This window comes from Streptomyces endocoffeicus, from assembly GCF_016741935.1.
Lineage (GTDB): Bacteria > Actinomycetota > Actinomycetes > Streptomycetales > Streptomycetaceae > Streptomyces > Streptomyces endocoffeicus.
In genome coordinates this window covers 136,376-149,345 of sequence record NZ_JAERRG010000002.1, presented here as the reverse complement: position 1 = coordinate 149,345, position 12,970 = coordinate 136,376, and the positions used below count along the sequence as shown (strand labels likewise).

The following is a 12,970-nucleotide window of genomic DNA, read 5'->3' as shown; positions in this document are numbered from 1 at the left end:
GAGAAGGTGAGGAGACGACGATGGGGTTTCACACCGCCGCAGTATCCGCGCCAGAGGCGCCTGCCATCCGTGACTGGGCCGTGTCACGCCGTTATGCCTGGGTTGTCTTCGCCCTGAGTTTCGGACTCCTGCTGTCCGACTACATGTCGCGGCAGGTACTCAACGCGGTCTTCCCGCTCCTGAAAGCCCAATGGTTTCTGAACGACGCCAAGTTGGGGTCGCTCAGTGGCATCGTCGCGCTGATGGTCGGCGTGCTCACCTTTCCCCTCTCCCTCCTCGCGGACCGCTGGGGCCGCATCAGGGTTCTGTTGATATCCGCCGTCATGTGGAGCCTGGCGACCCTGGGGTGTGCCGTGGCCGCAAGCTACGGCCAGATGTTCGTCGGCCGGCTCTTCGTCGGTATCGGCGAGGCCGCCTACGGCAGTGTGGGCGTGGCCGTGGTCCTCAGCGTCTTCCCGCACCGCCTTCGGGCCACGCTCTCCGGCGCATTCGTCGCCGGTGGCGCGTTCGGCTCGGTGCTGGGCGTGGTGATCGGCGGCGCCCTCGCCCAGCAGTTCGGCTGGCGCTGGGCGTTCGGTGCCATGGGTGTCTTCGGACTGGCGCTCGCGGCCCTCTACGCAGTCGTCGTCACGGAGAAGCGACTTGCCCCGCAGGCGAGTTCAGGCCGGAGCGGCACCGCCGCCGCCGCGCCCGGTCGGCTCCGCTCGCTGCTGCCGAGACTGTTCTCCTCCGTATCGGTGGTCAGCGCCTACGTCGGCAGCGGAGTGCAGTTCTTCATCTCCAGCGCGCTCGTCGCGTGGCTGCCCAGCTTCTTCAACCGCTATTACCACATGCCCACAGCGCAGGCCGGCGCGACCGCGGGGCTGTACGCCCTGCTCATCGGGATCGGCATGATCGGCGGCGGCGTCGTCTCGGACCGGATCAGCCAGACGTCCCCTCGGGGGAAGTGGAACGTCGCCATAGGCTGCAGCCTCGGCTCTTTGGTCCTGCTGACCACCGCTTTCAGCCTTACCGACGGTGCCGTGCAGCTGGTGCTGCTGGCCGGCGGCGCGCTGGTCTGCGCCGGCACGGCCGGTCCCACCACCGCGATGGTGGCCAACCTCACACCGGCCGCCGTCTCCGCCACGGCCTTCGCCACGCTCACGCTGGCCAACAACCTGCTGGGGCTCGCCCCCGGACCCTCGGTGACAGGCATGCTGGCCGACCGGGTCGGCCTGCGCGGCGCGCTGCAGCTGGTTCCGCTGGTCGCGATCGCCGCCGCAGCCGCCTTCCTCGTCGGCCGCCACTTCTACACCCGTGACCTCGCCGCCCCGGCGTCTTCCCCCGGCAGGTCGGCAGCTTCCAACGACACGAAACCGGAAATCCTCGCATGAGCATTCCCCTCCAGCCCACCGTCGTCATCGTGCCGGGGCTGCGCGACCATATCGCCGAGCACTGGCAGACAGCCCTGGCCCGGACTCTCACCGCCGCCGGCCGTGACGTGCGGACCGTCCCACCGCTGGACCAGGACCGCCTCAGCCGCACAGCCCGAGTCGAAGCCCTCCACTCGGTCGTGTCGGCCGTCGACGGCCCCATGACCTTGGTCGCGCACAGCGCCGGGGTGATCACCAGCGTGCACTGGGCCCACCAGCACAGCGCCGAGGTGGTCGGCGCCCTGCTGGCCACCCCTCCGGACTTCGGCACCCCCCTCCCCGACGGCCACCCCACGCCGGACGCCCTGGCCGACCTCGGCTGGACGCCAGTCCCGCGGGGGCCCCTTCCCTTCCGCAGCATCGTCGCCGTCAGCGCGAACGACCCGCTCGGAGGCTTCGCCCCGGTCGTCGAGCTCGCCCGGGACTGGGGCAGCCGGGTCGTCGAGCTCGGAGAGGTCGGCCACCTCAACCCGGCCGCCGGCTACGGCCCTTGGCCGCAGGCCGAGGAACTGCTGCGCGACCTCGAACGCGGCTGACGGCGCCGAGGGGCCCGCCGGCTCCTTCCGCTTCTAGCGTCACCCCGCCCACGCTGCCGTGGAGCACCGATCCCGCACACCCGGCCCCATCACCACCAGGGAAACGATGATGAGCACCGACATTGACCTGCTGTGGTCGCCCACCCCCGACCAGGCGGAGAACTCCAACGTCGCCGCGTTCATACGCTGGCTCCACGACGAACGGGGACTGGAGTTCGCCGACTACACGCAGTTGTGGCGGTGGAGCTCCACCCACCTGCCCGGCTTCTGGTCCGCGGTCTGGGAGTTCTACGGCCTGGACACCGTGACGGGTCACACGGCCGACCGTCCCGGCCGGGTGCTGGCCGACACCGCGATGCCGGGGGCCCGCTGGTTCCCCGGCGCGTGGATCAACTTCGCCGAGCGGTGCCTGGCAGCCGGCGTCGACACCCGCCCCGCCCTCATCGCCGTCGACGAGCGGGGCGAACCGCACGAGACCTCCTGGGCACAGCTGCGCGACCAGGTCGCCACCGTCGCCCAGGTCCTGCGCGGCATGGGCGTCGGACCGGGCGACTGCGTCGCCGGCTACCTGCCGAACCTGCCGCAGGCCGTGGTCGCCCTGCTGGCAACCGCCTCGGTCGGCGCCATCTGGACGGTGTGCTCGCCCGACTTCGGAACTCCCAGCGTGCTCGCCCGGCTACGGCAGGCCCGGCCGACCGTGCTCGTGGCCGCCGACGGCTACCGGCACGGCGGCAAGGAGTACGACCGGCGCCCGGCCGTCGCCGAGATCGCCGACAACCTGCCCACCCTGCGCCACCTGCTCGCCGTGGACAGCCTCTACACCTCCGCCGACGGGCCGTGGACCACCCGCTCCGACATCCGGCAGCACGCCTGGTCCGCGCTCCCCACGGCTCAGGACCTGCTGAGTTTCGCGGACACCTCGTTCGACCACCCGCTGTGGATCCTGTGGTCCTCCGGCACGACCGGCGTGCCCAAGGGCATCGTGCAGAGCCACGGCGGCATCACCGTCGAGTTGCTCAAGGCGCACGGTCTCGGGACCGATCTCCGCGCCGACGACCGGTTCCTGTTCTTCAGCTCCACGAGCTGGATGGTGTGGAACTCCCTGGTCGGCGGTCTGCTCCACGGCAGCACGATCATCCTCTACGACGGCAGCCCAACCCACCCCGACGTCGACGGCGCGTGGCGGATCGCCGAGCGCACCGGCGCCACCGTGGTCGGCGTCGGCGCGGCCTATCTCGCCGCGGGCGAGAAAGCCGGTGCCCGCCCGTCCGCAACGCTCGGCCTGACGCGTCTGCGCACCATCCTGCAGACCGGTTCGTCGCTCCCGGCGTCCACCTGGCACTGGGCCCACCAGCAGCTGCCCGGCGTCTGGTTCCAGTCGGTCTGCGGCGGCACCGATGTCTGCTCCGCCCTCGCCGCCGCCTCCGCGCTGCTGCCCGTGCGCACCGGCCGTATCCCCGCACCCGCGCTCGGTGTCGCGCTGGCCGCCTGGGATTCCAACGGCCGTCCCGTGACCGACGAGCAGGGCGAACTCGTCGTCACCGGGCCGATGCCGTCGATGCCCCTGTACTTCGTCGACGACCCCGACGGATCCCGCTACCGGGCCAGCTACTTCGACACCTACCCAGGTGTGTGGCGGCACGGCGACTGGGTCACCATCGGCGAGGACCTGTCGGTCGTGGTGGCCGGACGCTCGGACTCCACTCTCAACCGCATGGGCATCCGCATGGGATCGGCCGACATCTACGCGGTGGTCGAGCAGTTCCCCGAGATCGCCGACAGCCTCGTCATCGGCGCGGAGCAGCCCGACGGCGGCTACTTCATGCCCCTGTTCGTCGTCACGGGCGAAGACGTCGTGCTCGACGACGATCTGCGCGCACGCATCAACGCGGCGATCCGCCGCGAGCTCTCCCCCCGCCACGTCCCCGATGTGATCACGCAGATCACCGCTGTGCCGCGCACGCTGACCGGCAAGAAACTCGAAGTGCCGGTCAAGCGCATCCTCCAGGGCGCACAGGTGGGCGAGGTGAGCAGCGAGGGCGCTGTGACACACCCCGAGATGCTGGCGTGGTTCGCGGAATTCGCCGCCGTTTAGCGTCGCTAAAGCACCAGTGTCCGGTACCGCTCGGCGACCTCCGCCAGGACCTCCGCGCCGTCCCGGGCCCACAGGTCCGGGTTGAAGATCTCGACCTCGATCGGGCCGGTGTAGCCCGTCGCGTCGACCTGTTCGCGGAACCAGCGGAAGTCCACCGATCCGTCGCCGAGTTGGCCCCGGCCCAGCAGTACGCCCTCCGGGAGCGGGGTGACCCAGTCGGCGAGCTGGAAGGCGGCGATGCGGCCGCCCGCGCCCGCGCGGGCGATCTGGTCCGCGACCGTGTCGTCCCACCACAGGTGGTACGTGTCCACGACGACGCCCACCTGCTCCGCCGGGAAGCATGTCGCAAGGTCGAGGGCCTGGGCGAGGGTGGAGACCACGCAGCGGTCGGACGCGTACATGGGGTGCAGGGGCTCGATGGCCAGGCGGACGCCGTGGTCGGCGGCGTACGGGGCGAGCTCCCCCAGCGCGTCGGCGATCCGCTCGCGGGCGGCGAAGAGATCGCGGCTGCCGTCCGGCAGACCGCCGGAGACCAGGACCAGGGTGTCGGTGCCCAGGGTGGCGGCCTCGTCGATGGCCCGGCGGTTGTCGGCCAGGGCCGTAGCCCGCGCCTCTGGCTCGCTCGCGGTGAAGAAGCCGCCCCGGCACAGGCTGGTGACGGTCAGGCCCGCGCCGCGCACCAGCTCGGCCGCCGCCGCCACGCCGTACTTCTGGACCGGCTCGCGCCACAGGCCCACGCCCGTGACGCCCGCCTTGGCGCAGCCCTCCGCCAGCTCGGGCAGCGACCACTGCTTGATCGTTTCCTGGTTGAGGCTCAGCCGGGGCACAACGGGGCTCATTGGGTCACTCCGTACACGGACAGCAGGTGTTTCATACGGGATTCCGCCAGCGCCGGATCCGGGAACAGGCCCAGCCCGTCCGCCAGTTCGTACGCCCGCCCCAGATGCGGCAGCGAACGGGCCGACTGCAGGCCACCGACCATCGTGAAGTGCGACTGGTGGCCCGCCAGCCAGGCCAGCAGCACCACGCCCGTCTTGTAGTAGCGGGTCGGGGTCTGGAAGAGGTGGCGGGAGAGCTCCACGGTCGGGTCCAGCAGGGCACGGAAGGCGGCCACATCGCCGGTGTCCAGCTTGCGCACGGCCTCCGCCGCCAGCGGACCCAGCGGATCGAAGATGCCGAGCAGGGCGTGGCTGAAGCCCCGGTCGTCGCCCGCGATCAGCTCGGGGTAGTTGAAGTCGTCGCCCGTGTAGCAGCGCACCCCGTCCGGCAGCTTGCGCCGCAGGTCGATCTCGCGCTGGGCGTCGAGCAGGGAGACCTTGATGCCGTCGACCTTGTCGGGGTGGGCGGCGATGACGTCGAGGAAGGTACGGGTGGCGGCGTCCAGGTCGGTGCTGCCCCAGTAGCCCTCCAGCGCCGGGTCGAACATCGGGCCGAGCCAGTGCAGGATCACCGGCTCGGCGGACTGGCGCAGCAGATGGCCGTAGACCTCGAGATAGTCCTCGGGGCCCTTGGCCACGGCGCACAGGGCGCGCGAGGCCATCAGGATGGCCTGGGCGCCGGACTCCTCGCAGACGGCCAGCTGCTCCTCGTACGCCGCCCGGACCTCGTCCAGTCCGTACGGGTAGCCGATCTCGGTGGCGGAGAGCTGGTCGGTGCCGACGCCGCAGGCGATCCGGCCGCCGACCGCCTTGGCCTCGGCCGCCGAGCGGCGGATCAGCTCGGCGGCGCCCGCCCAGTCCAGGCCCATACCGCGCTGGGCGGTGTCCATGGCCTCGGCCACGCCCAGCCCGTGGGACCACAGGTGGCGGCGGAAGGCCAGGGTGGCGTCCCAGTCCACGGCGGCCGGGCCGTCGGGGGTCACATCGGCGTACGGGTCGGCCACGACATGCGCGGCCGAGAAGACGACGCGGGAGGTGAAGGGGGCCCCGGGGGTCGGCGACAGCGGCTCGGCGCGGGGTTCGTAGGCGCGGGTCGTACCGCCCGGCGCGGGAAGGTGGATGGTCACAGGCTCGGCTCCGGTACGTCCAGACGATGGATGGTCACAGGCTCGGCTCCGGTACGTCCAGACGGTGGATGGTCACAGGCTCAGCTCCGGTACGTCCAGCCGGCGGCCCTCCGCCGACGACTTCAGGCCCAGCTCGGCGAGCTGGACGCCGCGCGCGCCGGCCAGCAGGTCCCAGCGCCAGGGCTCGTCGAGCGCGACATGGCGCAGGAAGAGCTCCCACTGCGCCTTGAAGCCATTGTCGAACTCCTCGTTGTCCGGCACCTGCTGCCACTGGTCGCGGAACGCCTCGGTGGCGGGCAGATCGGGGTTCCAGACCGGCTTGGGGGTGTGCGAGCGGTGCTGGACGCGGCAGTTGCGCAGGCCCGCGACGGCCGAGCCCTCGGTGCCGTCGACCTGGAACTCCACCAGTTCGTCGCGGTTCACCCGGACCGCCCAGGAGGAGTTGATCTGGGCGATGACGCCGCCCTCGAGCTGGAAGACGCCGTAGGCCGAGTCGTCGGCGGTGGCCTCGTACGGCTTTCCGCGCTCGTCCCAGCGGGTCGGGATGTGGGTGGTGGCCTGGGCCTGGACGGTGCGTACGGGGCCGAACAGCTCATGCAGCACGTAGTCCCAGTGCGGGAACATGTCGACGACGATGCCGCCGCCGTCCTCGGCGCGGTAGTTCCAGGAGGGCCGCTGGGCGGCCTGCCAGTCGCCCTCGAAGACCCAGTAGCCGAACTCCCCGCGCACGGAAAGGATTCTGCCGAAGAAGCCGCCGTCGATGAGGCGCTTCAGCTTCAGCAGCCCCGGCAGGAAGATCTTGTCCTGGACCACCCCGTGCTTGACGCCCGCCGCCTCGGCGAGCCGGGCCAGCTCCAGGGCGCCCTCCAGACCGGTGGCGGTCGGCTTCTCGGTGTAGATGTGCTTGCCCGCCGCGATGGCCTTCTTGAGGGCCTCCTCGCGGGCGGCGGTGACCTGCGCGTCGAAGTAGATGTCGACGCCGTCGTCCGCGAGCACGGCGTCCAGGTCGGTCGAGACGTCCGCGACCGGGTCGAGGCCGTGGTGCTCGGCGATCTCCTTGAGCGCGTGCTCCCGGCGGCCGACGAGCAGCGGCTCGGGCCAGAGCACGGTGCCGTCGCCGAGGTCCAGGCCGCCCTGTTCGCGAAGGGCGAGGAGAGAGCGGACGAGGTGCTGGCGGTAGCCCATCCGGCCGGTCACACCGTTCATGGCGATCCGCACTGTCTTGCGTGTCACGTGGGTTCTTCTCCTCACCGCGAGTGATAGTAAGCGCTTTCTAAGCATCCACGCTAACCGCCCCGCCCCACCCCTGTACAGAGGACCGAACACAGGGGCGGGGGTGGTCAGCGCTTCAGCGCAGGGTGAGCCGGTAGCGCAGCGGCGAACGCCCGGTGATCAGGACCCGCTGCCCCGCCGGGGTCAGATCGCCGCCCATCCAGCTGTAGCGCTCGCCGGAGTCCATGACGGCGGGCTGGCGCGGGCCGCTGCCGTTGCCGGGCCCGAAGGTGATCACGTCATCGCCGGCCGTATAGGTTCCGTACCCCTTGACCAGCTGATACGTGTCCTTCTGGCCGGGCACGGGGTCGACCCCGGTCAGCTTTCCGCCACTGCGGAAGCACAGTTCGAGGGCGAGCGAAACCTCGGATTCGCCGATCTCGAGGTCCAGGTTCCAGCCGCCGTCCGCCTCCGCGATCCGCACCTCGGTGCGCAGGGTGCGCCACTCCTTGGGGCGGTGCGGAAAGTCCATCGCGGACCAGAACCGGCCGTCGTCGGTGAGCGGATACCGCCCGTCGGGGCGGCGGTGCTGAGGCGGCAGCGGAAGGTGGAATCCGGCCCGCACCTCGGCCCACAGCCGCCAGCCGTCGGCCGTGCGCGCCACGTCCTCGGCCCGGAAGTGGCCGAGCGAGAAGAACTGCGGGGACAGCCGGAGCGAGTCCAGGATGGCCGCGCCCTTGCGCCACTTGAAGAACGTCGGGTTGGTGGAAAGACCCGAGGAGATCGCGTGGACATCGGGGAAGTCGGTGCCGCCGAAGATAGTGGTCCGCGTCCGCCCCTTCGCGATCCGGACCAGCCCGCAGTCCTTGTCGCGCCAGGTGAACTCGTCCGGTGTCCCCGTGGCCCCGGGCAGCGGCGCGGCCAGCTCCGGATGGTCCAGCACCTCGGCGAGGAAGTCCCCGAGCGGGGTCTCGTCGAAGGTCTGATCCGCGCCGCGCCGCTGGATGGTGGCGGCCACGTCCGCGAACCGCCCGTCCCGCTCCCGGAGCGCCAGGGCCCGGAACTGCAGCCAGTACTCGGACAGATGCTTGACCGTCTTCTGGTCCTGGCGGCGCGAATGCACCGTCTCCACCTCCCCGTCGGGCTCCAGGAGGTGGAGGGTGGCGTCCAGGTTGCGGCGTACGTGCTCGTAGAGGGCCGGGCGCTCGGTGAGCCGGGCCAGGGTCAGCAGCGCTGGGTTGGTGACGATGGGCGCGTAGGTGGCGCTGCGCTCGCTGTACTGGCCGCTGCCGTAAGCGTCGATGCCCTCGGCCAGCCAGGCGTCGATACGGCGGGTGTAGCGCGCGTCGGGCCAGAAGGAGTTGATCCGGGCCAGCGCGACGCACACCTTCCAGCGGTGGTTGGGGGTGTGCACTCCGCCGGTGGACAGGCCCTTGCCCGCCTTGAGCAGGATCTTCTTCAAGGTGGCGCGGATCGCCCGGGTGCCGGTGTGGCCGTCCGCGTCCAGCAGGCCGTACACCAGCCCCAGATCGACGATCGAGAAGGCGGTGTCCGGGGGCGAGTGGACCGCGCCCTGGTCGTAGAGGCCGTCGTCGAACTGGGCGGCGGCCAGCGCGTCCGCGAGCCGGGTCATCGGCGCGATCAGCGCGTCGTCGTGGTGGTGGGCGGCGTCGCCCCACACCTGGACGGAGGTGAGCAGCCGGAGGCTGCGGGCGGCGGGGCGGGCCTGGCCGAGGTTGTTCAGCTGGCTCAGGACCGTCTCGAGCCCGTCCACCACCCCGGCCACCCGGGCGTCGGCCGCCTCGGTGAGCAGGGCCAGGAACGGCTTGTCGACCCCCACCCGGGCCTCTGCCGAGGCCCGGGTCGGCTCGGCCGAGGCGCCGCCCGGGGCGCCGACGGCCAGCAGTCCGCCCGCCACGGCGGTCCCGGCGAGCACGTGACGGCGGGGCAGGGGTGTCACAGGTGGTGCTCCGTGGCTCGGGCCGCCAGGGCGAGGGGGCCGGGGACGAGGAAGGCCAGCGGCGGATAGGCCCAGGCGCAGACGGCGGCGGTGGCCACGGCCAGCAGCAGCACACCGCTCGCCCGGGGCCCGCGCACGCCGTCGTACGCCGCCGAGCGCAGCGCCACCCGCCAGCTCGTGGCCGACTCGGGGCGGGCGCAGGCCCGCAGCAGCACGACGGCGAGCAGCCCGCCCGCGAGCAGCAGCACGGGCCGGAAGACCACCGCGCCCGGCAGCCCTGCCCCCGCCGCGAGCGCGTTGAACAGCAGCAGGGCGCCGCCGGCCAGCAGCCCCGCCCCGGCCAGCAGATCGCCGGTGCGCAGCCGGTCCCGCAGCGCGCGGAGGTAGCCCCCCGCCGTGGCGGGCACGTCCTCGCGCACCCGCCGGTCCAGGACGGCGCAGGCCGTGGACATCGCGGCCGGGGCGGTGAGGAGGGGCAGCGAGGCGGCGGCGGTGGCCAGCCCCACGGCCAGGACGTCGGCGAAGAGCGCGAAGCGCGGGCCGAACAGCTCACCGGGTTCGCGTTTGGTGGCGGTATCCATGGTCAGTGGGTCACCCCTTCAGTCCGGAGCTCGCCATGCCCTCGACCAGGAACCGCTGGAAGGCGAGGAAGAAGAGCACGATGGGCAGCAGCGCGAAGACCGACATCGCGAACATCGGGCCGAAGGCCGACTGGCTGGAGGCGTCCACGAAGGACCGCAGGGCCAGGGTCAGGGTGAACTTCTCCGGCTCGAAGAGATAGATGAGCTGGGTGAAGAAGTCGTTCCAGGTCCAGATGAAGGTGAAGATCGCGGTGGTGATCAGGGCGGGCCGGGTCAGCGGCAGAATGACGCTGAAGAACGAGCGGAACGGCCCGCAGCCGTCGATCCGCGCCGCCTCCTCCAGCTCACGCGGCAGCCCGCGCATGAACTGCACGATGAGGAAGACGAAGAAGGCGTCGGTGGCCAGGAACTTCGGCAGGATCATCGGCCAGTAGGTGTTCACCATGCCGAGCTGGTTGAAGATGATGTACTGCGGAATGAGGATGGCGTGGTGCGGCAGCATGATCGTCGCGATCATGAACGCGAAGAGCGGACCGCGCATCCGGAACCGCAGCCGCGCGAAGGCGTACGCGGCGAGCGAGCAGCTGATGACGTTGCCGAGCACCGCGCCGCCCGCGATGAGCAGCGAGTTCCACAGCAGCCGTCCGACGCTGACCTCGTTGACCCCGTCCAGCGCGGTGGAGTAGTTGCCCCATTCGAAGTGGCTGGGCAGCAGCTTGAGGCTGGCGATGACCTCGTCGGCGGGTTTGAACGAGGTGGCCAGCAGCCAGGCCAGCGGATAGAGCATCACCAGCAGCACGGCGATCAGGCAGATGTGCAGCACGATCCGGCCGGTGGGACGCCGCCGCGCCGCCGGGGCGGTTGTGGTGATCGGGGCGGTGGTCATCGGGCCCCCTCGTTGTTGTCGTTGGCGTAGAAGACCCAGGCCCGGGAGGTGCGGAAGAGCACCGCGGTGACGACCCCGATGGCCAGCAGCAGCGCCCACGCCATGGCGGAGGCGTAGCCCATGTGGGAGGCGGTGAAGCCGCGGTCGTAGAGGTAGAGCGTGTAGACGAGCGTGGAGTCGGCGGGTCCGCCCTTGCCCGCGCTGACCGCGAAGGCGGGGGTGAAGACCTGGAACGCCTGGATCATCTGGAGCACCAGGTTGAAGAAGAGCACCGGGGAGAGCATCGGGATGGTGATCGAGCGGAACTGCCGCCACCAGGTGGCCCCGTCCACCGCGGCCGCCTCGTAGAGCTCGGCGGGTATCTGCTGGAGCCCGGCCAGGAAGATCACCATGGGGGCGCCGAACTGCCAGATGGTGAGCAGCGCGACCGACAGGATGGCCCAGCCCGGTTTGTTGATCCAGCCGCCGATGTCGATGCCCATGCCGGAGAGCAGGTTGTCGACGGAGCCGCCGTCGTTGAAGATCGCCCGCCAGACCAGGGCGATGGACATCGACGCGCCGAGCAGCGAGGGGGCGTAGAACGCCGAGCGGTAGAAGCCCTTGCCGCGCTTGACCGACTTCAGCGCGATCGCGACGGTCAGCGCGAGCAGGAGCTGCAGCGGCACCGCGATCACGACGTAGGTCAGGGTGGTGATGACCGACCGCCAGTAGCGGGGGTCCTCGGTGAACATCTGGGTGTAGTTGCGGAAGCCGATCCACCGGGGCGCGTCGAACATGTCGTAGTCGGTGAACGACAGATACAGGGACACGGCCATGGGCAGCAGCGTCAGCACGGCGGCGCCGAGCACCCATGGGGACAGGAACACCCAGGCGGCCCCCTGCCGTTCGCGCTTCGGCGCCCGCTTGCCGCCGGTGGCGGGGGGCGCGGCGTCCGGGGGGCGGGTCGCGGTCGCGGTCATTGCCTCAGCTCCGCCTTCGCCTCGGTGATGTAGTTCTCCGCCGCCTCACGCGGCGACATGCGCTCGTAGCTGACCTGGTCGTAGTCGCGCGAGAAGGTGGACTGCAGGGAGGCGTCACCCTTGGGCGGCGCGGGCGGCGGGTCCTTGAGCCTGCCCTCGAACTGCTTCTGGTAGGTGGAGACGACCTGGTCGAAGCCCTCCAGCTTGGGCAGTACGTCCTGCCGGATGGCGTCGTTGGCCGGGATGCCGCGGGTGGCGCCGAGGATGGCGCCCGCCTTCTTGTCGTTGAGCAGGAAGTCGATGAACTGGGCCGCCTGCTTGGGGTGTGCGGTCTCGGCCGAGGCGCCGAAGAACATCGACGGTTTGAAGTACTGCCCGGGGGTGCCGTCCTCGCCGACCGGGAACGGTGCCAGCTTCAGCCCCTCGCCGATGATGGGCGCGTAGCCGCTGGTGGGCGCGTCCCAGTTGAAGTCGGAGACGGACTTGAGCCGGCCCAGCGGAGTGTTCTCCACCGTCCCGTCCATCTGGGTGGTCTGCTCGGCGGGCACGACCGCGCCCTCCTCGCGGAGCTTGGTGCACCACTCCCAGTAGCGGGTCAGATCGTCGGCGGTGAAGCCGAGCTTCTCGCCCTTGGTGTAGAGGGACTTGCCCCGGCTCCGCAGCCAGATCTCGAACACGTCCTCGCTCTGGCCCGGGTCGGTGGAGCCCACCCGCCCCTGTGTCGCCTTGGACGCCGAGAGCTTGCGCATGGCGTCGGCCCAGTCGTCCCAGGTCCAGGTCAGGGTGGGCGCGGGGACGCCCGCCTTGCGCCACAGCGCGGCGTCGTACGCCACCGTCTCGGTGCCGCGGGCCACCGGCAGCGCGTACTGCTTGCCGTCGACCACCCCGGTGGCCAGCAGCCCCTTGTCGATGTCCGAGGTGCGCAGCTCGGGGTGTTCGCCGAGGTTCAGCAGGATGCCGGAGGTCGCGTACTGGTTGATCTGCCGGTAGTCCAGCTGCATCACATCGGGGGCGTCACCGCCCGCCGCCTGGGTGGCCAGCTTCGCCTTGTAGGTGTCGAAGCCCGCGAAGGACGTCGCGATGTCGATGTCGGGGTGGCGCTGCTCGAAGAGCTTGACGGCCTCCTCGGTGCGGGCGGCCCGGTCGGGGTTTCCCCACCAGGTGAACCGCAGGCTGACCTTGCCGCCCGAGCCGCCGCCGCCATCTCCGCCGCAGCCCGTGAGGGTCCCTGCGAGCGTGAGCACAAGGGCCAGGGCGCAGGACGTCGTTGTCCTGTTTCCGCGCATACCGGAGCCGACCTCCCTCCATGATCATTTAGTTGAGC

11 protein-coding genes are annotated in these 12,970 nt (G+C 71.0%); 3 read left to right on the top strand and 8 right to left on the bottom strand.

The window, feature by feature from the left end:
- Positions 1-20: 20 nt before the first annotated feature.
- The 3 genes from JK364_RS08640 to JK364_RS08630 all read left to right on the top strand — a co-directional run bounded on the left by JK364_RS08640 (position 21) and on the right by JK364_RS08630 (position 4,043).
- Positions 21-1,373 (top strand): MFS transporter, encoded by a 1,353-nt coding sequence (locus JK364_RS08640; protein WP_201849216.1) that lies wholly within the window; start codon positions 21-23, stop codon positions 1,371-1,373.
- Positions 1,370-1,948, top strand: a complete 579-nt coding sequence (locus JK364_RS08635; RefSeq protein ID WP_201849214.1) for an RBBP9/YdeN family alpha/beta hydrolase — start codon at positions 1,370-1,372, stop codon at positions 1,946-1,948. The genes JK364_RS08640 and JK364_RS08635 overlap by 4 nt, the downstream gene beginning before the upstream one ends.
- A 106-nt stretch (positions 1,949-2,054) precedes the next feature.
- Positions 2,055-4,043 carry an acetoacetate--CoA ligase gene (locus JK364_RS08630; protein ID WP_372461929.1) on the top strand — a complete coding sequence of 663 codons (1,989 nt, stop codon included), beginning with the start codon at positions 2,055-2,057 and terminating at the stop codon, positions 4,041-4,043.
- Between the two features lie 5 nt (positions 4,044-4,048).
- Here the strand turns inward: JK364_RS08630 and JK364_RS08625 are convergent, their stop codons facing one another.
- From JK364_RS08625 to JK364_RS08590, 8 genes are all read right to left on the bottom strand, one after another.
- Positions 4,049-4,882, bottom strand: a complete 834-nt coding sequence (locus tag JK364_RS08625; RefSeq protein WP_201849211.1) for a sugar phosphate isomerase/epimerase family protein — start codon at positions 4,880-4,882, stop codon at positions 4,049-4,051.
- Positions 4,879-6,048 carry a dihydrodipicolinate synthase family protein gene (locus JK364_RS08620; protein WP_201849209.1) on the bottom strand — a complete coding sequence of 390 codons (1,170 nt, stop codon included), beginning with the start codon at positions 6,046-6,048 and terminating at the stop codon, positions 4,879-4,881. The genes JK364_RS08625 and JK364_RS08620 overlap by 4 nt, the downstream gene beginning before the upstream one ends.
- 72 nt (positions 6,049-6,120) lie before the next feature.
- A complete protein-coding gene (locus JK364_RS08615; RefSeq protein WP_201849207.1) occupies positions 6,121-7,329 on the bottom strand; it encodes a Gfo/Idh/MocA family protein in 1,209 nt (402 codons plus the stop codon).
- A 67-nt stretch (positions 7,330-7,396) separates the two neighbouring features.
- Positions 7,397-9,220 (bottom strand): hypothetical protein, encoded by a 1,824-nt coding sequence (locus tag JK364_RS08610; RefSeq protein ID WP_201849205.1) that lies wholly within the window; start codon positions 9,218-9,220, stop codon positions 7,397-7,399.
- Positions 9,217-9,801 (bottom strand): hypothetical protein, encoded by a 585-nt coding sequence (locus JK364_RS08605; RefSeq protein WP_201849203.1) that lies wholly within the window; start codon positions 9,799-9,801, stop codon positions 9,217-9,219. Before JK364_RS08605 ends, JK364_RS08610 begins: the two co-directional genes overlap by 4 nt.
- Before the next feature lie 10 nt (positions 9,802-9,811).
- On the bottom strand, positions 9,812-10,687 hold the full coding sequence (locus tag JK364_RS08600; RefSeq protein WP_201849201.1) for a carbohydrate ABC transporter permease: 876 nt from the start codon (positions 10,685-10,687) through the stop codon (positions 9,812-9,814).
- Entirely contained in the window at positions 10,684-11,646 is a 963-nt protein-coding gene (locus tag JK364_RS08595) for a carbohydrate ABC transporter permease (RefSeq protein ID WP_201849200.1), read from the bottom strand. Before JK364_RS08595 ends, JK364_RS08600 begins: the two co-directional genes overlap by 4 nt.
- On the bottom strand, positions 11,643-12,932 hold the full coding sequence (locus JK364_RS08590) for an ABC transporter substrate-binding protein (protein WP_201849199.1): 1,290 nt from the start codon (positions 12,930-12,932) through the stop codon (positions 11,643-11,645). Before JK364_RS08590 ends, JK364_RS08595 begins: the two co-directional genes overlap by 4 nt.
- Positions 12,933-12,970: the final 38 nt, after the last annotated feature.